The 21551-nt window shown below is 38.4% G+C and carries 20 protein-coding genes and 5 tRNA genes; 11 read left to right on the top strand and 14 right to left on the bottom strand.

The genetic code is table 11. From position 1 onward, the window contains the following. Positions 1-269: 269 nt before the first annotated feature. Positions 270-830 (bottom strand): D-glycero-beta-D-manno-heptose 1,7-bisphosphate 7-phosphatase, encoded by a 561-nt coding sequence (gene gmhB / locus QQK09_RS10660; protein ID WP_284204115.1) that lies wholly within the window; start codon positions 828-830, stop codon positions 270-272. A 68-nt stretch (positions 831-898) separates the two neighbouring features. On the opposite strand from gmhB, the gene rcsF reads away from it, so the two are divergent. Both rcsF and tsaA read left to right on the top strand, forming a co-directional pair. After that, positions 899-1288, top strand: coding sequence for an Rcs stress response system protein RcsF (rcsF, locus tag QQK09_RS10655; protein WP_284204114.1), 390 nt, complete (start codon positions 899-901; stop codon positions 1286-1288). Further along, positions 1281-1979, top strand: coding sequence for a tRNA (N6-threonylcarbamoyladenosine(37)-N6)-methyltransferase TrmO (gene tsaA / locus QQK09_RS10650; RefSeq protein ID WP_284204113.1), 699 nt, complete (start codon positions 1281-1283; stop codon positions 1977-1979). Before rcsF ends, tsaA begins: the two co-directional genes overlap by 8 nt. A gap of 13 nt (positions 1980-1992) precedes the next feature. Here tsaA and QQK09_RS10645 read toward each other — a convergent pair whose 3' ends face one another. Beyond that, positions 1993-3585: a GGDEF domain-containing protein gene (locus QQK09_RS10645; protein WP_284204112.1), complete on the bottom strand. Its 1593-nt coding sequence runs from the start codon at positions 3583-3585 to the stop codon at positions 1993-1995. 1 nt (position 3586) lies between these two features. After that, complete coding sequence (locus tag QQK09_RS10640; protein ID WP_284204111.1) at positions 3587-5077, bottom strand: ABC transporter substrate-binding protein; 1491 nt, start codon at positions 5075-5077, stop codon at positions 3587-3589. Positions 5078-5715: 638 nt separating this feature from the next. Between QQK09_RS10640 and QQK09_RS10635 the strand changes: the two genes are divergently transcribed. After that, complete coding sequence (locus tag QQK09_RS10635) at positions 5716-6093, top strand: DUF3461 family protein (RefSeq protein ID WP_284204110.1); 378 nt, start codon at positions 5716-5718, stop codon at positions 6091-6093. Between the two features lie 161 nt (positions 6094-6254). On the opposite strand, the gene cspE is transcribed toward QQK09_RS10635, so the two are convergent. Then, positions 6255-6461 carry a transcription antiterminator/RNA stability regulator CspE gene (gene cspE / locus QQK09_RS10630; protein WP_284204109.1) on the bottom strand — a complete coding sequence of 69 codons (207 nt, stop codon included), beginning with the start codon at positions 6459-6461 and terminating at the stop codon, positions 6255-6257. 405 nt (positions 6462-6866) lie between these two features. Continuing rightward, entirely contained in the window at positions 6867-8519 is a 1653-nt protein-coding gene (locus QQK09_RS10625) for a sensor domain-containing diguanylate cyclase (RefSeq protein ID WP_284204108.1), read from the bottom strand. A gap of 557 nt (positions 8520-9076) precedes the next feature. Between QQK09_RS10625 and QQK09_RS10620 the strand changes: the two genes are divergently transcribed. Beyond that, positions 9077-10462: an NCS2 family permease gene (locus QQK09_RS10620; protein WP_284204107.1), complete on the top strand. Its 1386-nt coding sequence runs from the start codon at positions 9077-9079 to the stop codon at positions 10460-10462. A 69-nt stretch (positions 10463-10531) separates the two neighbouring features. Here the strand turns inward: QQK09_RS10620 and QQK09_RS10615 are convergent, their stop codons facing one another. Together QQK09_RS10615 and trmB are read right to left on the bottom strand one after the other, a co-directional pair. Beyond that, a complete protein-coding gene (locus QQK09_RS10615) occupies positions 10532-11080 on the bottom strand; it encodes a YrbL family protein (RefSeq protein ID WP_284204106.1) in 549 nt (182 codons plus the stop codon). A gap of 387 nt (positions 11081-11467) precedes the next feature. Continuing rightward, positions 11468-12208 (bottom strand): tRNA (guanosine(46)-N7)-methyltransferase TrmB, encoded by a 741-nt coding sequence (gene trmB / locus QQK09_RS10610; protein ID WP_284204105.1) that lies wholly within the window; start codon positions 12206-12208, stop codon positions 11468-11470. Positions 12209-12340: 132 nt separating this feature from the next. Between trmB and mutY the strand changes: the two genes are divergently transcribed. The 7 genes from mutY (at position 12341) to QQK09_RS10575 (ending at position 14503) form a co-directional block, all read left to right on the top strand. Next, positions 12341-13405 (top strand): A/G-specific adenine glycosylase, encoded by a 1065-nt coding sequence (gene mutY, locus QQK09_RS10605; RefSeq protein WP_284204104.1) that lies wholly within the window; start codon positions 12341-12343, stop codon positions 13403-13405. A 2-nt stretch (positions 13406-13407) separates the two neighbouring features. Further along, entirely contained in the window at positions 13408-13677 is a 270-nt protein-coding gene (locus QQK09_RS10600; protein ID WP_284204103.1) for an oxidative damage protection protein, read from the top strand. A gap of 190 nt (positions 13678-13867) precedes the next feature. After that, positions 13868-13943: transfer RNA gene (locus QQK09_RS10595), tRNA-Phe, on the top strand. Positions 13944-14016: 73 nt separating this feature from the next. Beyond that, positions 14017-14092 (top strand) — tRNA-Thr (locus tag QQK09_RS10590). 74 nt (positions 14093-14166) lie between these two features. Continuing rightward, positions 14167-14242, top strand: a tRNA-Phe gene (locus QQK09_RS10585). Between the two features lie 73 nt (positions 14243-14315). Then, positions 14316-14391: transfer RNA gene (locus QQK09_RS10580), tRNA-Thr, on the top strand. Between the two features lie 36 nt (positions 14392-14427). Next, positions 14428-14503 (top strand) — tRNA-Phe (locus tag QQK09_RS10575). Between the two features lie 871 nt (positions 14504-15374). Here the strand turns inward: QQK09_RS10575 and QQK09_RS10570 are convergent. The 7 genes from QQK09_RS10570 to xerD form a co-directional block, all read right to left on the bottom strand. Continuing rightward, a complete protein-coding gene (locus QQK09_RS10570; protein ID WP_284204102.1) occupies positions 15375-16580 on the bottom strand; it encodes a tetratricopeptide repeat protein in 1206 nt (401 codons plus the stop codon). A 2-nt stretch (positions 16581-16582) separates the two neighbouring features. After that, a complete protein-coding gene (locus QQK09_RS10565) occupies positions 16583-17227 on the bottom strand; it encodes an energy transducer TonB (RefSeq protein ID WP_284204101.1) in 645 nt (214 codons plus the stop codon). After that, the gene (locus QQK09_RS10560) at positions 17227-17631 is read right to left on the bottom strand and encodes an ExbD/TolR family protein (RefSeq protein WP_284204100.1); all 405 of its coding nucleotides are present in this window, start codon (positions 17629-17631) and stop codon (positions 17227-17229) included. Before QQK09_RS10560 ends, QQK09_RS10565 begins: the two co-directional genes overlap by 1 nt. A gap of 39 nt (positions 17632-17670) precedes the next feature. Further along, a complete protein-coding gene (locus QQK09_RS10555; protein ID WP_284204099.1) occupies positions 17671-18195 on the bottom strand; it encodes a MotA/TolQ/ExbB proton channel family protein in 525 nt (174 codons plus the stop codon). Beyond that, entirely contained in the window at positions 18192-19598 is a 1407-nt protein-coding gene (locus QQK09_RS10550) for a MotA/TolQ/ExbB proton channel family protein (RefSeq protein ID WP_284204098.1), read from the bottom strand. Before QQK09_RS10550 ends, QQK09_RS10555 begins: the two co-directional genes overlap by 4 nt. Beyond that, complete coding sequence (locus QQK09_RS10545) at positions 19598-20368, bottom strand: DUF3450 domain-containing protein (protein WP_284204097.1); 771 nt, start codon at positions 20366-20368, stop codon at positions 19598-19600. Before QQK09_RS10545 ends, QQK09_RS10550 begins: the two co-directional genes overlap by 1 nt. 253 nt (positions 20369-20621) lie before the next feature. Further along, positions 20622-21518, bottom strand: coding sequence for a site-specific tyrosine recombinase XerD (xerD, locus tag QQK09_RS10540; RefSeq protein ID WP_284204096.1), 897 nt, complete (start codon positions 21516-21518; stop codon positions 20622-20624). Between the last annotated feature and the right edge of the window lie 33 nt (positions 21519-21551).

Below are 21551 nucleotides of genomic sequence, written 5' to 3'. Positions count from 1 at the left end.
TGCGTATAATACGCTACCTGTGAACCTTGTCAACACCTTATTTTAACTAAGATTTTCGACTCAAACTCTAAGAGTTTGTTGGTTCGGACTACGTTGATTAACTTGCGTCAGTCACCGTGTCTGTGGGGTCGCATTATAGGGACTGAGAACTTATTGGCAAGCGTTTTTTAATGAAAAATGTGTTATTTTTGCAATTAATTTTTATACCACTTTTAACCACAAGTTACCCACAGACAACAGCAAGTTACCCACAAAGTTATTGCTAATTACTAATTTAGCTCTGCAACTAATGTGGCCAAATCATCATATATCGCAGTTGCCAAAGTTTCGCCCTGCTCAGTAATATCTTTACCTGTTCTTACTAGATAGTTATTAGTCACCCCTGCCGCAATACCTGCTTGAATATCTGACACTTTATCGCCAACTAAAATGGACTGGCTAATATCAATGTCTAATTCAGTAGCAGCTTCAATTATCATACCTGCTTTGGGTTTACGACAATCACAGTCTACTTTGTATTTACCAATGCCATGTTTTGCATGATGAGGGCAATAATAGATACCGTCTAAATCAACTCCACGATCAGCTAATGACCAATCCATCCATTCCGTTAAGGTATGAAATTGATCTTCAGTAAAATAACCACGTGCAATGCCTGATTGATTGGTGATCACGACGATTAAATAATCTTTCGCTTTTAATGTTTGTAGCGCTTCAATAACGCCTTCAATAAATTCAAAGTCATCAACAACCGAAACATAACCATTGTCTACATTTATTACACCATCTCGATCGAGAAAAATGGCACGTTTTTTATTACTTGTTGTCATACTTTTTCCTATAATTTATAAAGCGGTGCTATTATCGCCTTTTTTCTTCTATTATAAAGAGTTTATTAATGTTGCTTATACTACGTCTCACAGCTTTAATTCCCGCACTGCTTTTAGCAGGTTGTAGCAATTACCAATTTTCCTCTAATTTAGACAAGGACAATTTTGAAGAATACTTCAAACCATCACAAGTCATTGTTTATTCTAAAACTGACTTACCTGATCTAGATTACCAATTAATTGGTGTTGTAGAGGGTAGTAGCTGCCAAGAAGAAAGTAATCAATTACCAGCAGATATAAAAGAAGCAAGAACGAAAGCACGTGTTAATGCCGCAAACATGAATGCCAATGGTATTGTGTTCCAATCTTGTCTTACTTTCAAAGCAGATAAAACGTGTCTTTCAAATGTTATTTGTTACGGACAAGCGCTTGACGTGGATATTACTGACAATGAATAGTTTTTCATTTACGACCATCGCTACAATACACTCACCTTACAAAGAGAAATTCGCTGTTCCTCGCCAACCAGGCTTAGTACCCAGTGCCATCGCATTACTAGAGATACATCCTCCTTATAACGATATTAATGCTTTTGCAGGTTTAGACGATTTCAGCCATTTATGGCTTACATTTGTTTTTCATAAAAATAAGCAACAAACAGATTGGCAACCTATGGTTCGCCCACCTCGCTTAGGCGGTAATAAACGTGTCGGCGTTTTTGCAACGCGCAGCCCTAATCGCCCTAACCCTATTGGATTATCATTGGTTGAATTTCATGGTGTAATGCAAAAACAGGGGAAAATCTTTTTGCGCCTAAGTAACATAGACCTTGTTGATGGCACACCAATTATCGATATCAAACCCTATATTCCTTATGCTGACGCGAAACCAAATGCAAGTGCGGGTTTTGCACAACAAATACCAGAAACAACAATGAAAATTGAATTTTCCTCAGTTGCACAAAAAGTGATTGATGAAAATACAGCACTAAAAGCCTTAATAACGGAAGTTTTACAACAAGATCCACGTCCTGCTTACAAAAAAGGCACGCAGGATAATAAAACTTACGCTGTTCACTTACTCGACTTCAATATTATTTGGCAAGTAGCCGATGAGATAACAACAGTACAAAACATCGAGAAACGATAGGCGAATAGGATACTTAGCCTTTATAGATACAAACTTTATTGCGCCCTGCCGCTTTTGCTTCATATAATCCTTTTCCGGCTAACGTGATCTGCTTAATTGGATCACTTTTCTCTGCCCGCTGCACTTCAACCATGCCGATGCTGACAGTAAATGTAATTGCTTGCCCATCAGAATTATAGGGGACCTCCTCCATTGCTAGCCTAATACGATCCATTAACAAAAAAGCATCCCTCTCACTCGTATTTGGCATCAATAAAACAAACTCTTTTCCTCCAAAACGGGCAAATACATCTGTTTCACGAATAATCAACAAAATCCGTTTTGCAAACTCAATTATTATTTTATCCCCCATCTCATAGCCATAATTGTCATTTACTTGTTTGAAAAAATCTAAATCCATCATTGCTAAACAATACACCTCTTTATAGCGAAGATAACGTGCATTTTCTTGTACCAAATGAGCTTCGAAATATTGACGATTATAGGTACCCGTTAAACTATCGTAAGAAACAAGGTGTGCTAATTGTTCAGTGGCAGCCAATAACTCTTGCTCTTTGATGACCAATCGTTCTACATATGATTTGACCGAACGTGCCATCTGACTAATTTCATCCTTTCCTTTTATAGTGAAATGCATGTTTCGATCACTATTACCGGCATTGATAACCTTACGAATAACGTCAATACGACGAATAAACCTGAACTGCATAATAAGTAACAATAGGCTGATAAATAAACATGACAAAGTAACGATATATAGATACTGCTTACGCTCTTTTATTTTATGTTCGAGTGAAACAAGCTCGACACTAAAGCGATCCTGAATACTTGCTAAATTTCCGGCAATGAAAGAGACAAGCTTTTCTGAAAAAATCTCATTTTTTAAGCGTAATTGTTCAAAAAGAGTTAATTGCTGCAGATAACGTTGATAACTCACACCAAGTGACTCGCTACCTAAGAACAATGTTTGCAATTTTTGTGCTTGTTGCTGATCAACAGTATTCAAAATATTGTCAATATGACTCATCAATGCATCAGTATCGGCTTCTCTATTCTCGTTAAATTGTTTATTAATGGGCAGGTTAAAATGTACAAGAGCATCATCTAAGATAATATAAAATTGCATATCCCCTCCCCTCAAGCTCTCTTTTTTTAACGCTTCAGCTTCTGCATAACGTTTAAAAAACTGTTCAGAAAAGTTGAATTTATTAGACACTACACTGAAGATCTCATCCAGGTGGGAATATAAACGTAATTTCAATATTAATAGTTGCTGATGGTCATCAGTATGCCCAATCAATTGATCAAACAATTTGTCTATCCATAAACGTTTGTCTGAGGCCTCTAACATATCCCATTGCAATTCATTGGCTGTTTCAGACAATAACATTTCAGTTGATATATGAATAAGTCCATCAGTTTGTGCTTTCAACTCACTCATTTTTAACAATAAAGAGAAATTATTGTCCTTAATCTGCTGATAGTCTGCTTGCACTGCGTTTAGAGAAAAAATGCCTACTATAGAGGCGATCAATGTCGTTCCTGTTAGCAGGAGTGTTAATATCAGTACGTTACGACACAATCTTTTTTTTAATTTTACTGTCATATTATTCTTGCCAGTGCATTTGCGAAAATATCATCGTAGGTATAGGTTCGTTGATCCAATACCCACGTAACTGTTTATGCCAAATACCGACTTTAGGTAACATAAACAAAAATACATTAACGGCATCATCACTTAACTTTTTCTGCGCCTGCTTTAATAATTCAATACGTAACGCTTTATCGTGAGTATGATTTAATTGCTCTATAATTTGCTTGTAATCGTGACTGTTATAATTAAAGTAATAATCATCACGTGCATAAATGTCCAAATCATCGGGCTCAGTATGTGCAATAATCGTTAGGTCATAGTCTTTATCTTTATAAACACGCGTTAACCACTCTTGCCAACTCACCTCTTCTACTTCTAGGGTAAAACCTATTTCCAGTAACATTTGCTGTAGATGCAAACTAATATATTGCGCATAACTGGTCGGTGGAGCAATCAACCTCAATGGCTTAATAGCAATATCAGCATCATCAATAAGCTGTCTGGCCTTTTTCAGGTCAAAAGGGTAAGCATTAGTTAAGTCTAAATAGGCAATATCATCAGGTGAATAGTGACTACCTATCTCAGCACCAGTGATAAAATTAGGCGTGTCAGCAATCTGCTTTTTATTGATGGATAGTGTGATGGCTTGACGTATCGCTAAGGAAGATAACATCTCATTCGCATGGTTCATGGCAATGATGATCTCGCCACTTGTATTGCCCATTTTCAATGTATAATCTTGACGAATGACAAACAAAGAATTTAAGAATCCAACCTCTGTCATGCTTGAGTAACCATCTAACAAGCCATCAGCTAAATAACTGACGATCTGAGTTCTTGACGGCGTAAAAACTATCTTAATGTTCTTTATACTACCAACCTTCCCCCAGTAGTGATGATTAGCAACAAGTGTAATATGACTGCCTCTTTTCCAATTAACAAAACGATAAGGGCCTGTTCCTATCGGTTTTGTCGCATTCGTTCTCCAGGATTTAGGGTGTTGAATAACCGCATTACCTAATCCTAAGTTATATAGGAAATCGCCATTAGACCAACTGAGTTTAACCTCAATAACATATGTACTGATAACAGAAATATCTTTGATATTGGCAAATTTGTCTTTGATTGGATTAATACTGTTAGTTGCAATTATTCTCTCTAATGAAGATTTAACGACAGCAGCTGTCAGTTGCCTTCTATCATGAAAAAACACATTTTTACGTAGTGTAAAAGTATACAGCAGGCCACTTTCATCTACTTGCCAGCTATCAGCTAAGCTAGGTTGAACTTGATTGAGGTTATCAATTTGAGTTAACCCTTCAAAGATATTTTGATAGGTTGTTTTTTGTACTGAAGCAGAGGCGTTTATAGCAGGATCTAAAACGGGAGGCTCTAGCGTAATAGCAACATCCAGGTTACCTTGCGCTTGCACGCCCGCTACTATAAAAAAAGATAAAACAGCGATATAAGTAACCAGATGGGAAATAGCAATATGGACATTCACTTAAACACTCCCTGTAAAAATAAAACGCTCCTTATTGATTCTAGCTCAAAGCAACATTTCTGTTTCCTTATCGCTTAATTTAAATAATGAATAATTAGTGATCACTTTTAATCGCCCGCATGTTTATCACTTGGCATTAAACATCTTGTAAACCTTTTACCTTGGGCATATTTTCCATTGCATAATGGCAATATGCGTACCAGCAGCATTCCAACATCGTTAAAGTAATCGCCAAAATTCATCGTTTCTTCATAGCTAAACGCTAATTTTTACCACATAAGGTTGCTCCCTTTGCGAAACTTACAACGCAGAAGTAAGTTATTTTAACCAGTAAAATAGATCAGCTATTTACTGTAATTGGTATAATTATATCAATTGAAGCTTTATCTATTGTGCAGCCACCCAATTCCTTGCCTTAATGCATCACCAGCGCCCTCTTTTCAGAAATGCACTTCCGACTCTTACTTTCCTACACATTAATGGTAAACGATTAATTTCTTGGGAGATTAAGTAATATCTTCATCTATTTCCATCGGTTTTGTGACCCGCCTGATAAAGAGTATTGTATTTATAGCTAAAAGAAACTACACCTAATAGCAAGAATGGCTTTTAGCCCACTGTTTCTATTAGGAGAATTTATGCACACACATTTAAAAAGTATTGGAATCAAGAATGTTGAAGATATAAAACGTTACAGTCTACGCCAAGAGGGTGAGCGCGATATTTTAAAGATCTACTTTAAAAAAAGTGGTCGTGAATTTCTTGCTCGTAGTAGCAAGTTTAAGTTTCAACGCCAGCAAAAAAGAGTGAGTGGTGGATATAAAGGGGATAATTTTACTAATATGTCTGAAATTAACCCGACGTTACGCAGCATTATCGGAGAATTAGATGCACTAGCGATTAGCGCCAATAGAGAAAAAGAGGTGAAGGAACAATTATTAGATGACTTAAGACACCTTGAGATCGTCGTTTCAAATAAAATTAAAGATATGGAAGAGAAAATAGCGCAACTTTAAACATACTTGAATTAAACACTAAAATTTACTGCATAAGTTATTTAGGTCCAATGCACTTTAAATACAATATTCAACAGACAAAAAAAATGGCAAACCTGTGAAGGTTTACCATTTTTTTTAATCTTTATTTAGCGTTATAAAACGCTAAATATCATTGCAGCTTAAAGAGCTACGATGTTTTCAGCGTTTGGTCCTTTTTGACCTTGGCTTACTGTGAATTCAACTTTTTGGCCTTCAGCTAAAGTTTTGAAACCTTCGCTTGAGATTGCAGAGAAATGTGCAAATACGTCTGGACCATTTTCTTGCTCGATGAAACCAAAACCTTTAGATTCGTTGAACCATTTAACTGTACCTTGAACTTTAGACATAATATTATCCTGTAATTTGAATGTTAGATTGCCTTTAAAAAGGCGTGAGTAGCGTAAAAACAGACTGGAACTTAAAAACTACAGAGCGAGATATTATAAATAAAACTGCAAATGGAGAATGTAAACAAAAGGCTTTCTTTCCTGCTGAAGTGCACTTTATAGAATCTCAGATGAATGTCAACGTTTGTTTAGAAATAGCTGCTATTATTTTGGCTACCTTCAGCCACTGCAAACAACAAAAAACGAAACCTGCTTGCAACCATCTAATTCACAATAACTTTTAACCATGTTCAGAAACTCGCCTATGTAAGTAGATAATCGCTATTGCCAAGTAAAAGATGAAAGGAAGTATAATTTTATTGGTAATGTATTTATTTATCTTTATGAAAGTGCCCTTTTAATATTTCACACGGCTACTTGCCCATTATTTTTCTTCGCTTTTTTACATTGATACATACGCTTATCTGCTAGTGACAAACACGCCGATTGATTTACTGATTCAAAACTAGTCGCTATACCAAAGCTGAGACCCGCATCATCCCATCCTAAGTGTTTAAGCTCTTGTTCAGTGTTGAGCATAATGTCACTCAACGTTATGAAAAATGAATCAACCTGTTGTGAACTTTCAACACCCACCACCCAAATAAACTCATCTCCTCCACAACGAAATATCGATCCTAAATCGGCTAATTTTTGCTGCATTATCCTAACCGCTGCAATTAAAAAACGATCGCCTTCATCATGCCCTAAAGCATCATTTATCGCTTTAAAGCCATCAAAATCGATAAAAGTGATGCAGTAGCCTCCTTTTAAATTGGCGAAGAACTCATTTTGCGCAAAGCGGTTTCCTATTTTTGTCAGCGGATCAATACGCGAAACAGCATAATTACGACGATATTCTTTTTGTTGTATTTGTAACCACTCAACCAACGACAGCAGAATACAGACACAATCAATAGCCAATGCGACTTGTACGATTAATTCAGGAAAGATGTCAGCATCGAGGTGATAACGATGAGAAAGTAAATAAACAGCCAAAGCAATGCCATAAAGCAGGTTACCCGCCAAATAATATTTAGCTCTAAAATCTTGCTTAGTTAGCATAAACACACCGGTTCCAATACACAGAGGTATCCAAATAGTCGCGATGAGATGAGAGATAAGGTAACTAAAATCAAAAGAGAAGAGTGGCATCAACACCCCCAATGCAACACTGATTAGGGATACTAAATTAAACAGGTTGTTTAGTTTGATATGCTCTTGTCGACAGTTAAATAGCAACTTGGTGTACTGACTTGCTGAAGCGATCGCAAAAGGGAAAATCATAATACCGAGGTATACTGGGTTAAATGAAGCAGCGTTAATTAAATGTCCTAAACTCCCCGACGCAACTAACCAACCCAAACCATGTAAACCTATATAGCCCGCGCAGGCTAAAGTTACTAGATACCTTGTTCTGATGTAAATCAAACAAGCGATTAAAGCTAACGTTATCATCACAGTAAAGGCAATCGTAGTAATGCTATTTATAAAGAACTGATCATGATAGAATGTTGCCTTATCAAAAAACTTAACCACAACAGGCGTAGCGAACTTTTTAGCTTGGATATAAATCCAAAGGAAACCACTATCTCCCTTGTTGATAATTAATGAAAAGGTTTGTGAATGTGATAATTTCGGCGCCCTATTTTCTACTTGACCAAAATTTTCTAAAGCAATTATTTGCCCATCGTCTGACTGCCAATAGGCCGTTCCTATATCTAAATAGTTACTTTGCAGGTTAACAAACTGTGTCGTTCTATTTTCTAGGCGATTACTTATCCTTATTTTAGCAATATAAGCTCCACTACCACCTAAGGTAGAAGGCGCCTGATAACCAGTTTGGTAACTCTGAGTTATCTCGATAAAACCAGGCGCTGTATCAAGCGCTCGAGTTTTAAACCATAAGTTATGCTCTTCTATTTCAAGCTTATTATCATTCGTTAATATCACATGGGTCTGTGCGCTTACGCTGCCCACAATAAGTAATAAAATAGACAATATGAACCGTCTTATCATAATAATCACCAACCTCAATCCTTTGTGGTTTTAGGATCCCCTAATGCAACCTCACACAGAGCAATCTCAAATGCCTAAAATTATATATTCAATATCATTGTGAGCAGGCGTTAGATGAAACTAATGCCTAAACTTATTCGCCAATGTTTAGGCATTAACTTTATCAAGCACTCATTTTCTCAGTTCCCAAAATAAGTTAAGCCACTTTAGTGATATATAAACAAAGTGCTGCTACAGAAATGCTTTGTTAGTTTTAACTATCAACACAGTGTAGGAGAAAACATAACACATTGATATTTAATGTGGGATTGTAGCCTACTAAACAACATTAAGATTATGTATTAGCAGATAAGAGCACTTATTTGAAATTAAATAAGCTTATCCCTCCTTAAACATAGAGCAGTTATCTATTAACAATAACCAGCGTAAATCAACATCAATAAAGTACATGAAACTTTATCTATTCTATTAACGATGCTTATTTATATTCCCTTCCATTTGTGTGACAATGCGCACGAAATACAACCTGCCCATGTGGCCATTTAAGGAATATTTCAATGTCTCAGGACAATACACCACAGATAGATACCCCCTCCTCAGAAGTCACTTCGAACTTTGAGAGTAAACTCGATAAATTTTTCAAAATAAAACAACGTGGTAGCTCAGTAAAAACTGAATTGATCGCCGGTTTAACGACGTTTTTAGCGATGGTCTATTCGGTTATCGTTGTGCCAAGCATGCTTAGTGCAGCGGGTTTTGACGCTGGCGCAGTATTTATAGCAACCTGTTTAGTGGCAGCCTTCGGCTCTCTATTGATGGGGCTATGGGTAAACCTTCCGATGGCAATTGGCTGTGCAATTTCGTTAACGGCATTTACCGCATTTAGCTTGGTGATAGGCCAAGGTGTTAGCATCGAGGTTGCACTTGGCGCAGTATTTATTATGGGTATTACATTTACCTTAATTACAGTCACCGGTATTCGTCAGTGGATATTATCCAACCTGCCCATTGGTATCGCCCACGGTACCGGCATTGGTATCGGTTTGTTTTTATTGCTCATTGCAGCAGATAGTACTGGCCTTATCGTAAAAAATAGCCACGCAGGCTTACCGATTGCACTTGGCAACATAGATTCATTCTCTGCAGTTATGTCTGTATTAGGTTTAGCGGCTATTTTTGGTTTAGAAAAAAAACGCATACCGGGTGGCATTTTATTGGTAATTATTGCTATCTCAACCATTGGCTTACTGTTTGATCCTGCGGTAACTTACAATGGTTTCTTTGCTCTACCTAGCTTAGAAACAGCTCAGGGCGGCTCTCTGATCGGCTCGATGGATATCATGGGTGCCTTAACACCAACAATTTTACCCGTAGTAATTGCGTTGGTCATGACCGCCGTTTTCGATGCAACAGGCACGATTCGCGCATTAGCAGGACAAGCAAACCTATTAGATAAAAATGGACAAATTATTAATGGTGGCAAAGCACTAACAGCTGATTCCGTAAGTTCGGTCGTTGCTGGCTTTGTGGGTGGCGCACCGGCAGCCGTTTATATTGAATCTGCTGCAGGTACTGCTGCAGGCGGTAAAACAGGGTTAACAGCAACAGTGGTTGGTGTGCTGTTTTTAGTGATGATATTCTTCTCTCCAGTGAGCTACTTAGTACCCGCTTATGCAACCGCTCCTGCGCTGATGTATGTAGGCTTGTTAATGTTGAGCAATGTCTCTAAACTCGATTTTGATGATTCAGTCGATGCATTGTCTGGGTTGGTATGTGCAGTGTTTATTATCCTTTCTGCAAACATTGTAACCGGCATTATGATTGGTTTCACAACATTAGTTGTCGGACGTATTTTTGCAGGCGAGTTTAAAAAACTAAACTTTGGCATTGTTGCTATCACCATTGCATTAATCGTCTTTTATGTTGGCGGCTGGGCAATTTAAGCACTCGCTATGAATAAAACCGAATAGCCTAAATAAAGTAACACCAATAAAAAAGCGAACTAAAGAATGTTAAGGTAATCGATTTAACATTCTTTTTTTCAGTTTTTTAGTCTTATGTACAGCAAGCATCGAAATACGAGCTCTTAAGAAGTAAAGCACCCCTGTATCCTTAGCCCCAAAGCCATCAATAAGAACAGGCTTTAAGTTACCAGCCTCATCTTTTTGAAGTAAAATATTTTCTAAATTAGCATCATGAATTAATTTTTTGTTTGAAATAAAGTGATGAGTAATATCTAGAATAAAACCTTCAGCTATTTGACGCGTAATTATATTAGCATCCAGATAATGAACTAAAGATTTAGATATTTGACCATCAAAATCCTTAATTAGACCCACAACAAGTCCGGTACCTAAATTAGTTTTAACTTGACCATAATATTTTGGATAGAAAGGGCTCGAGAGGTTCGTATTAAAAAAAGCGATTTCACAATGATTAGCAGCACCCGGTGACGAGGCACGTTGAATCTTAATACATTGACTATCATTAAAAGGATGTAGATAAACATTTCTTGACCTTCCTTTGCCAAAACGTTTATTTTTATCCAGTTCAATACACATACACGACACCTCATTATTTAAAAAAGGATTAAAACATAAAAATAAAAACCTAGCCATAACCCATCGGTTAACTAAAACCTATTATTCTAACACTTGATTTTTGTAAGCTACATTTTACTCATACATAAGAGTAATAATAACAATAATTATAACAACATAGACAAACACCAACACTAACACTTGACATTTAATTGATCACCGCAAATAAAATCGAAAATAATATCAACCAAGACAATAAAGCGTACAAATATCAGGTCAACTTCAGAGTATCAGGTATAAAAAAAGCGAATATCACTTTCGCAATATTCGCTTCATAATTAGCACACCACTCTACTTATCAAATTACCAATATTAAGTTACATTGTTCAGTAATCATCAGTGTAAAAATTAGCTAATGCGTTCAAACAGAAGATCCCAAACACCGTGACCTAAACGCTGGCCTCGACCTTCAAATTTGGTAAGTGGGCGCCAATCTGGTCGAGGAGCATAATCTGTTTCAACGGTATTTTTATAGTCCGTTGCGCTGCTTATGACTTCTAACATATGCACTGCATACGGTTCCCAGTCTGTTGCCATATGAACCAAGCCACCAACGACTAATTTATGACGCATATTTTCAATAAACGTTTCATTTACAATACGGCGTTTATTGTGACGGGCTTTATGCCAAGGGTCAGGGAAGTAAAGTTGGAACGTCGATAAGCTTTCATTTGGAATCATATGCTCTAGCACTTCAATGGCATCATGATTCATCACGCGTAAGTTTGTTACACCTGCTTCACCGGCATCCGCTAAGCATGCACCAACACCTGGTCCATGCACTTCAATACCAAGAAAGTTTTTCTCTGGCGCATTTAATGCCATTTCGATAAGAGATTTACCCATACCAAAACCAATTTCTAAAACGACAGGCGCGTCACGACCGAAAACCTCAGTGAAATCCAGCATCTCTTCTTTGTAAGTGATGCCCATGCTTTCCCATAGTGTATCCGTTGCAGTTTGTTGACGGTTAGTCATGCGTCCTTCACGTTTTACAAAAGAGCGTATTTTACGCATATATTTTTGTTCTTCTTGCCCTTCTTTAGGCACTTCGTTCTCATCTACTTGAGGTGTTTCTTGGTCTGTCATCTTGTTACCTTAATGGGCTTCTTTTACATATCTGCAGACATTATATCCTTAACCCCTTAGTTTTTGTAATTCTAATTTTTTATCTAACTCTGTTATGCTTTGTGCTCTTAAAAACTGAAGCAAAGGCAATACGTGCAAGATAAACATTTTAACCAACGAATCATTAACTGGCATGCGCTGCATGGTCGTAAAACTCTGCCTTGGCAAAGTGATAAAAGCCTTTATAAAACATGGGTAAGTGAAGTAATGCTGCAACAAACACAGGTTGCAACAGTGATCCCTTACTTCAATAAATTTATGCGCTCTTTCCCGACCGTTGCTTATCTTGCTAATGCCCCCATCGATGAAGTATTACATCATTGGACAGGACTTGGTTATTACGCACGTGCACGTAATCTACATAAAGCAGCACAAACCATCCGTGATCAGTTTGATGGAAAATTTCCAGAGCACTTTGATGATGTCATTGCACTGCCCGGAATTGGACGCTCAACTGCCGGGGCTATTTTATCGCTCACATTAGGCAAAAACTTTGCTATTTTAGACGGTAACGTAAAACGCGTTTTAACCCGACACCAAACAATCGAAGGATGGACCGGTGAAAAACGTGTTGAAAATCGCCTTTGGGAACTTGCTGAACGTTTAACGCCCGCTAAACAGACGAATATATTCAATCAAGCGATGATGGATATGGGGGCAATGATTTGTACGCGTAGCAAACCAAAATGTACCGAATGCCCTGTCAGCGAGGATTGCCTTGCACTTAAAAGCGGTACCATGACCAGTTATCCGACGCCTAAGGCAAAAAAGAAAATTCCAGTTAAAACAGCAGTGATGTTGATATTATGCGAAGATGCTAAAACCATCCAACTGCAGCAACGTCCTCCAGTCGGTATTTGGGGTGGTTTATGGTGTTTTCCGGAGTTTGAAAACATTGATAGTGCACTAGAGCATTTATCAGAACACAATATAGAAGATTATCAACAAACTGAACTGGCTACTTTTCGTCACACCTTTAGCCATTTCCATTTTGATATAACACCACTATTAATTGAAGTTAAGCAACATGAAACATCACAAGTGATGGAAGATTCAGGTTCGCTTTGGTATAACTTACAGTATCCGCAAAAAATTGGCTTAGCCGCAGCAACCAAAAAAATATTAAATGTTGTTAATAAAAAATTAGATAAGGAATAGATATGTCACGCACGGTATTTTGTAGTTATTTGAAAAAAGAAGCCCCCGGTCTTGCTTTCCAACTTATCCCAGGTGAAATTGGAAAACGTGTCTTTGATAATATTAGCCAAGAAGCATGGACGGAATGGCAACAAAAACAGACGATGTTTATCAATGAAAAGAAACTAAATTTAATGAAAGTAGAAGATCGTAAACTTATTGAAGCCGCAATGGTTGGTTACCTGTTTGAAAATAAAGGTATCGAAATTGAAGGTTACACGGCAGAAAAGTAACTTTGTGTTCACAAATAACACAACAAGCGTTCAATGCATCAGCAAACGCAATGAAAACAGAATAAAAGCGTAAAAATAGGTTGACGATAGAGAGGAAAATCTATTTAATACGCCTCGTTCACAGAACAACGCTTCATTAACTTAGTCACTTAGAAATAGACAGAGTTGAAGATTGTGAACAAGTAGTTTTGCTTCGTTAGCTCAGTCGGTAGAGCAGAGGATTGAAAATCCTCGTGTCCTTGGTTCAATTCCGAGACGAAGCACCATATTTTAACTTATTGAAGAACATCTTGATAAGTGAGGTTAATAACCTCGGTGCAAATGCACACGTTTTCGTGTGCCGACTTAGCTCAGTCGGTAGAGCAACTGACTTGTAATCAGTAGGTCACCAGTTCGATTCCGGTAGTCGGCACCATTTACAACGCATCTTAGATGCTATAGTTTACTTAACCTCGTCACATAGACCGCGTTAAATAAACAACAAGTTTTGCTTCGTTAGCTCAGTCGGTAGAGCAGAGGATTGAAAATCCTCGTGTCCTTGGTTCAATTCCGAGACGAAGCACCATATTTTAACTTATTGAAGAACATCTTGATAAGTGAGGTTAATAACCTCGGTGCAAATGCACACGTTTTCGTGTGCCGACTTAGCTCAGTCGGTAGAGCAACTGACTTGTAATCAGTAGGTCACCAGTTCGATTCCGGTAGTCGGCACCATTTACAACACATCTTTTAGTTAGATGTTAAAATTTTGCTTCGTTAGCTCAGTCGGTAGAGCAGAGGATTGAAAATCCTCGTGTCCTTGGTTCAATTCCGAGACGAAGCACCATCATTCAAGCCGTTAAAGTGAAAACTTTAGCGGCTTTTTTGTTTCTAGAACGGACTGCGTCCTTGGTTCAGCTTTTAATTTAATGACCAGAGACGAAGCACCATCATTTAAGCCACAACTATTAATTTAGTTGTGGCTTTTTTGTTTCTAAAGCGGACTGCGTCCTTGGTTCACTTTTAATTTAATGAGCAGAGACGAAGCGCCATCATTCAGGCCTAGATAAAGAAATTTATCTAGGCCTTTTTGTTTTTAGAACGGACTGCGTCCTTGGTTCAGCTTTTAATTTAATGACCAGAGACGAAGCGCCATCATTTAAGCCACAACTATTAATTTAGTTGTGGCTTTTTTGTTTCTAGAACGGACTGCGTCCTTGGTTCAGCTTTTAATTTAATGAGCAGAGACGAAGCACCATCATTCAAGCCGTTAAAGTGAAAACTTTAGCGGCTTTTTTGTTTCTAGAAAATCGCCCTCGGCAAATCAACAACTATTCAAAGTAAATAATATACGTAGGCAGTGCTCTAGAGCGACACAGGCCTGAAAGGACAACGATTTAAACAGCCCAACGCGTATTAGCGTAGAAACCTGCCTGCGCTGATAAGAGCTCAATACTCAACGTTATATGATTTGGAAAATAAGGTGGGTATTCCCATAATGATCATGGGAACAATTTAGAAAATTAAGCGTATTTGATTGTGAAGTGACTGATAGCTAACAACTGACTTTATTGCTTTGAGCTTACTAATAGCTGATAACTAGTTTTATTGGGTTTGAACTAACTAATAGCTAACAACTAAAAAACTGATAACTGCTTTTCTTCCCTTTGAACTTACTGTTCGCTGACAGCTAAAAACTAACAGCTGCTTTTAATTAATTAAATCGCAAACTGCTGAGCATCAGCTTCACGACTTTCTAATAACTTAACCCATTGCAGAGCACGGTCTTTATTATCAGGGTTATCAATTAACTGCTCTGCAATCTGCTTCGCTTGTTGATACTTTTTCAGCGCAAATAAGCCCTGTACTTGCGTTATTGCAACTTTTCCCTGCAAAGCTTGGTCATCAGCTTTAATCGACGCTAAAACTGTTAGCATCTGCTCATGGCGACCTAATAACTGTAACAACTGCGCTTGCGTGAAATAGTTTTGTGCATCGCCATTTAAGTCAGCACTTCTCCCCCAATACTGCTGTGCTTTATCGTACTCTCTAGCCACCTGCCAAAATTGTGCTAATTGTTGATAGTTTTTACTATCAGCGGCTAACTTACCACTATTGATAGAAGATTCTAATAATAGCGCAGCTTGATAAGGCGCCCCCAATGAAGCTCTGAAATTGGCAAGCCTTTTAATTTCACTCTTATTCTCTAAAAAACCGAGCTGGTAAGCTTGCTCATAGGTCGCTAATGCTTTTTTATCCTGTTTTAATATCTGATACGTAGAAGCAAGTTGCATCCACCAGCGCTTAGTTTTCGCATCATGTTCAGTTAATTTGACTAAGGTTTTATTCGCTTTTTTATAATCTTTTAATTCAAACAACGCACTAAGTTGTAAAATATGAATGCTCTGGTTGAACTCCGCACTTAATTTAATACCGTTGCTGGTTGCATCAACCAAGTTATTCCATGATTTTTTCTGGTAATAAGCCAATGCTAAATGTTTATAAAGATCTTCACTTGGCACTTTTTGAATAAGCGTTTTATATAACTTAATTGCATTATCAGTCTGCTTTTGATTGAGGTACAGATCCGCGAGCATACGCTCACTTTGACTTTGTTCATGATCAGACAAAGCATGTTCGTTAACCGCTATATGAAGTGATTGTAATGCGCGTTTTTCATCGCCTTTTTCCCAATATAGGTTACCTTGAAAACGCTTGATATAAGCTTTGTCAAAGGCGCTACGCGGTCTTATTTTTTCTATTACAGCTAAGGTTTTATCTATATTTCCTAACTCGTAAAGCTCGAATGCTTTCGTCACTTGTTGCCCGACACGTGCACTTAAAGAAAATTTTTCTGACGCGATAGATGATGCGGAAAAAAATAGGTTAGCGATTAGTAATACTGATATTAACGCGACTTTCATTGTTACTTCTCCATTTGAAAATCAAGGCGAATAGTCTGTCCAAGTTGACTCACCGCTTCACCATTAACCAACATTGGTTTATATTTCCATTGTTTAAGTGCACGCTCAGCTTCGCGCTCAAACAGACGGCGAGGATTTGCATCAAGCACATTCACATTCATCACACGACCAGCCTCATTAATATCAAAAGATAAAACCACATAGCCCTCTTTCCCTAAACGTGCCGCTTTGCGTGGATAACGGGGCTGCACACGATACAAAGGCATTGCTGTCGTATTCGTTGGCGCACCTGCAACAGGAATGTCCATACTTTCAATACCCGGCATTGAGATTGACATAGCAGAAACATTACTAGAAAGATCTAAACTAGGCACTTCAAGGTCTACGCTCATATCAGGGTTACTAATTTGAGTTTGCACCAACTCCGTCGGTTGAATTTCCTGTGGCTGTTCCGGTTTAGGTGGCTCCGGTTTAGTACGTTTACGCGATTCAAAAGACTCATCGGTATTATTAACGAATAGCTCAAAGTAGGGATTCTCTTGTTTCTCGTGGTGCTGCTCTGCCGACTGATTAATAAGACTCGCCATAAAGAGCAATAACCCGAAAGTAATGACTGGTGCACATAAACAAGGGATCAAAAAACGCATTATTTATCAGCCTGTGCAGCAACAGATATCTGTTTAATGCCCGCTTCACGTGCAGCGTCCATCACACCAACAACCGCACCATGGCGTGTTTCTTTATCTGCTTGTATCACTAAACCGACTTCACCTTGAGAGGCAATTAGGCGCTCTAAGCTTGCACGTACACGCTGTTGGTCAACTTGGTGGTTATCGATATAGATTTCACCTGTATCTTTTATCGCAACAAAGATACCCGCTTTGGTTTGTTCGGTAGCGGTTGCAGCGCTTGGTCTATCAACTTCAAGCCCTGATTCACGTACAAATGAAGTAGTCACAATAAAGAAAATAAGCATGATAAATACAACATCAAGCATCGGTGTCATATCAATTTGGCTATCGTCTTCTGCGCGTGCTTTTCTTCTTCTCATTGGTTTTCCTGCTTATTCATTTAATATCTTTAGGCGCTTTTATTTACTAACTAGTTTTAACGCTAATTGCGCATGTAATTTTTTCGCATGGCTTTGTAAACGTGAGTAAATAAATAACCCCGACAATGCACATACGAGTCCTGCCATAGTCGGAATCGTCGCTAATGAAATACCCGAAGCTAACAACCGAGGATTACCCGTACCATGCACTGCAACCACATCAAATACTTGAATCATGCCGCTGACAGTACCCAGTAAGCCTAATAGTGGAAACATCTTTATTAACGCATTTAAGAAATCCATATTCTGCTTTAGGCGCATTGACGCTTGTGCCAAATTCCCTTGTCTAATCTGAATTGCATACCATGAGGTTTTATCATCTCGCGCAAGCCATTGCTGTAGCATCTGCTTCTGATAAACAGGAAAGTGAACAAATAGGTAATAACCGCGCTCAAGCATCAATATCCACAGTAGCAATAACAGTAGTGCAATACCTAACAGCACAGGACCACCACTATCGATGAAGCGTTCAATTAGGTAAAACGAGTCACTAAACCAATTCATGCGCTTTTTCTATCTGCTAGTTTTTGTTCAGTCGCAGTATTAGTTTGTTCATGTAGCTCGGCTTGTGAGGCGATGAGCCCCGCACTTTGCTGTTCAATAATGTTAATCAAGTTATTAGCGCGGCTATGTAATAAGCTATGGATAAGTAACAGCGGTAACGCCGCGATTAAACCTAATACAGTGGTAATTAATGCCATCGAAATGCCGCCCGCCATTAACTTAGGATCACCGGTTCCAAATAAGGTAATAGATTGGAACGTACCGATCATGCCGGTCACCGTTCCTAATAAGCCCATCATTGGTGCAATCGCAGCCAGTACTTTTAATACACTTGAACCACGCTCAAGACGCGGAACTTCACATAAGATTGCTTCTTCAAGCTTTAGCTCTAATAACTGCGTCGTTTGCTGTTTATTGGCTTGGTAAATACCCATAACACGCCCTAACGCGTTATCTTGACTTGCTGTTTCACTGTTCAATTGCAATTTGATTTTTGCAGACTCTTTCGTTAACAAAGCAAAACGCACAGCCGCAATAACTAAACCGAATAGCAAAATAGAGAGGATGATGTAACCAATAATACCGCCCTGCTGCGCACGTTCAGTCCATGTAGGCGTACGCGATAAAACCGTTAATAACTCACCCTTTGCAGGATCAAAATAGAAAGGCGTTAAACGTGTGTCTTTATTCTGCCATGTCTCAAGTGTTGATTGCACTTCACTTGCAACCGGACGAGACAGTGGTTGCGGAAGCTCTGACTGACTATCAATCACGAGGTATTGAGAGCCGTTAGCAGAATCTGAGCCAGCAACTAAGTTAAATCCACCTAGACGTGTGATTTGCTCATTTTTTGCAACACCTTGTGCATCTAATACTTGAGTAGAAAATGGCACGACCTTGCTTGACTCGGTCATATCCTGCAGCATTACAAACCACAATTTTTCAAGCTCTGTTAATGAGGGTAATGTTTTACTTTGTGCAAGTTGATTAACAAATGCATTACGCTCTGGGTATTGCGCAGAAATAACCGAACCTTGAATCTGACCAGAAAAATCACCTGCAACTTGACGCACAACACCAAATAGCTCACCAAGATTTTCTTTATTAATATTTAACGCCTCAGTTAGCTCAACTAACTGTTGTTCATTACTCTCAAATGCAGCACCTTTTTCTGCTGCATCTTTTTTAGCGAGCGCTAAACGTTGTTGTGCTACTTTAAGCTTTTCTTGCCATACCGATAGATCGGCAGAAAAATCAGTATCTCGTTGTGATTCGATGCTACGATTTTCTGATTGCTGTGCTTTCACCTTTAGCAACAACGAATCTAGAGTGTTTGCTGAGCTATTTGCATAAGCGAAAGCAGGAAGGCAGAAACACAGGGCTAACAAAATAGAATTTTTCATTAGTTTGCCTCACTTAAAAGGGGTAATTTTAATAATGCAGGAATATCTGTTTTTTGAGCAATGCGGATCGCTTTATTGATGTCACGTGCATAACTTGAATCAATACTCATCCAGTTATTATTTTTACGATCCCATAACCAAACACTGTTGCTATCAAGTGATACTGCAACAAATACAACACGCCCTAAGTAGAAGTAATTTACCGTACGATCAACGCCATCAAGGGTTAAGTCACCTTGGTATTGCCCCATCTTACTGCCGTACTCTGCTTCGATATGGTAAGCCGTTAATAAACGACGAAATTTTTCAGCATCACTTACATCTGCTTTATCCATCATCGCTTGTAATTGTACCAGTCGCTGTTGACGCTCATCGGGCAAGAAAGGCGCATCTAATGCAATAAAGGTACTTAAATTATCTAGCATCGACATCATCAATGGCACTAAACCTTGGCGAGTCTCTGCGACACCTTTTATTTGTGCTGCAATAGATAGTTTTTCGCTATCTTGATCTGCTAATAAACGCGCTAAATATTGGTTATAAACCTCTAAGCTTTCAGATTCAGCCTGTAGCGCCTTAACCTGCTCGATAAGCATTCTTTTTTGCTCGTCTAGCTTATTGATCTTTACCTGTGCTTGCTGGCTTTGCTGTTGATCCGTAAGACTGCTTTTTTGTAACTCTTTAATGTCTGTTGCATGTGAAAAGAGTGAAAAAGCCAGTAACGGTATAGCGATTAAAGGGGTTGAAAGTAATTTTTTAAACTGCAACACAGTGATCTGTTCCAAAGTATAATGACGGATTGCAGAATACTAACGATAATAACTCTCATTATCAACAAAAAAATAAATCAATAAAAAGGATAGAGAGACTCTCGGTCTTTAACTGTCAGCAGCCTGTAGGGGTCAAAATAGTAATTTTAAGATACTAGCTGAGGGTCGATAACTAATCAGAAATTGTCGGGATAAATCCCGACCTACAGTAAAATGCATATATTAAGTGTTGTTGATTCTCCTGATAGCAGATTCAAGACCTCGGATGATGCTCAGCATGCAAGCCTTTCAGACGGTCTTGTGCGATATGGGTGTAGATCTGAGTGGTTGAAAGGTCGCTATGACCAAGTAACATCTGCACCACACGTAAGTCAGCACCATAGTTAAGCAAGTGTGTTGCAAAAGCATGACGTAATACATGTGGGGAGATAAGATCCTTATCGATCATGCAAACCTGTGCATAAAATTTAATGCGATGCCAAAAGGTTTGCCTCACCATCGCATTACCACGACGGCTAGGAAACAATATATCACTGCTTTGACCGCTCAATAGCTCACTTCTTACTTCAGTGATATAACGATCCACCCAGTAATTCGCTTCCTCCCCCATCGGCACTAAACGAGTTTTATTACCCTTACCTGTAATACGCACCACCCCCTGCTGCAAGTTTATCTCCTCAATCGACAAACCTGTTAACTCAGAGACACGTAATCCCGTTGCATATAACAGCTCTAACATCGCTTTATCACGAAACTGAACAAGGTCGGTAATATCGGGTGCAGATAATAACGCATCGACCTCTGACTCAGAGAGTGACTTAGGCAGTGGCTTAATAGTTTTAGGACTTTGTAGTTTCGCGCTCGGATCATCTTCTCTTAGTTTTTCGCGACACAAGAATTGATAATAACGACGTAATGCACTCATCAAGCGCGCAGTAGAGCTATTTTTATATTCGATATCGCAATTTAAACGAAAACTAAAATAATCACTGAGATCCATATAACTCGCTTCTGACAATAATATGTTTTTGTCAGCCAAAAAATTTTCAACTAAACAGAGATCGAACCGATACGAAGCTAATGTATTTGGCGATAATCCTCGCTCTAACCACAATGAATCCAAAAATTGGTCAATCGTTAATGCTTCCATTACACTGTTACTCTCTTTTTATATAACTAACTC

Origin of the sequence: Psychromonas marina, assembly GCF_030161115.1 — a bacterium.
Taxonomy (GTDB): domain Bacteria; phylum Pseudomonadota; class Gammaproteobacteria; order Enterobacterales; family Psychromonadaceae; genus Psychromonas; species Psychromonas marina.
Note: the sequence above shows the minus strand (reverse complement) of the source record. Positions and strands in the feature narration are given on the sequence as shown.

Coding starts and splice junctions, on each gene's coding strand:
- QQK09_RS10555 (WP_284204099.1), bottom strand. CDS start 18,195: ATGAATTGGTTTAGTGACTCGTTTTACCTAATTGAACGCTTCATCGAT.
- trmB (WP_284204105.1), bottom strand. CDS start 12,208: ATGACAGACCAAGAAACACCTCAAGTAGATGAGAACGAAGTGCCTAAA.
- QQK09_RS10600 (WP_284204103.1), top strand. CDS start 13,408: ATGTCACGCACGGTATTTTGTAGTTATTTGAAAAAAGAAGCCCCCGGT.
- cspE (WP_284204109.1), bottom strand. CDS start 6,461: ATGTCTAAAGTTCAAGGTACAGTTAAATGGTTCAACGAATCTAAAGGT.
- QQK09_RS10620 (WP_284204107.1), top strand. CDS start 9,077: ATGTCTCAGGACAATACACCACAGATAGATACCCCCTCCTCAGAAGTC.
- tsaA (WP_284204113.1), top strand. CDS start 1,281: ATGAATAGTTTTTCATTTACGACCATCGCTACAATACACTCACCTTAC.
- QQK09_RS10645 (WP_284204112.1), bottom strand. CDS start 3,585: ATGACAGTAAAATTAAAAAAAAGATTGTGTCGTAACGTACTGATATTA.
- QQK09_RS10560 (WP_284204100.1), bottom strand. CDS start 17,631: ATGAGAAGAAGAAAAGCACGCGCAGAAGACGATAGCCAAATTGATATG.
- QQK09_RS10625 (WP_284204108.1), bottom strand. CDS start 8,519: ATGATAAGACGGTTCATATTGTCTATTTTATTACTTATTGTGGGCAGC.
- xerD (WP_284204096.1), bottom strand. CDS start 21,518: ATGGAAGCATTAACGATTGACCAATTTTTGGATTCATTGTGGTTAGAG.
- QQK09_RS10550 (WP_284204098.1), bottom strand. CDS start 19,598: ATGAAAAATTCTATTTTGTTAGCCCTGTGTTTCTGCCTTCCTGCTTTC.
- QQK09_RS10565 (WP_284204101.1), bottom strand. CDS start 17,227: ATGCGTTTTTTGATCCCTTGTTTATGTGCACCAGTCATTACTTTCGGG.
- rcsF (WP_284204114.1), top strand. CDS start 899: ATGTTGCTTATACTACGTCTCACAGCTTTAATTCCCGCACTGCTTTTA.
- QQK09_RS10635 (WP_284204110.1), top strand. CDS start 5,716: ATGCACACACATTTAAAAAGTATTGGAATCAAGAATGTTGAAGATATA.
- QQK09_RS10615 (WP_284204106.1), bottom strand. CDS start 11,080: ATGTGTATTGAACTGGATAAAAATAAACGTTTTGGCAAAGGAAGGTCA.
- gmhB (WP_284204115.1), bottom strand. CDS start 830: ATGACAACAAGTAATAAAAAACGTGCCATTTTTCTCGATCGAGATGGT.
- QQK09_RS10570 (WP_284204102.1), bottom strand. CDS start 16,580: ATGAAAGTCGCGTTAATATCAGTATTACTAATCGCTAACCTATTTTTT.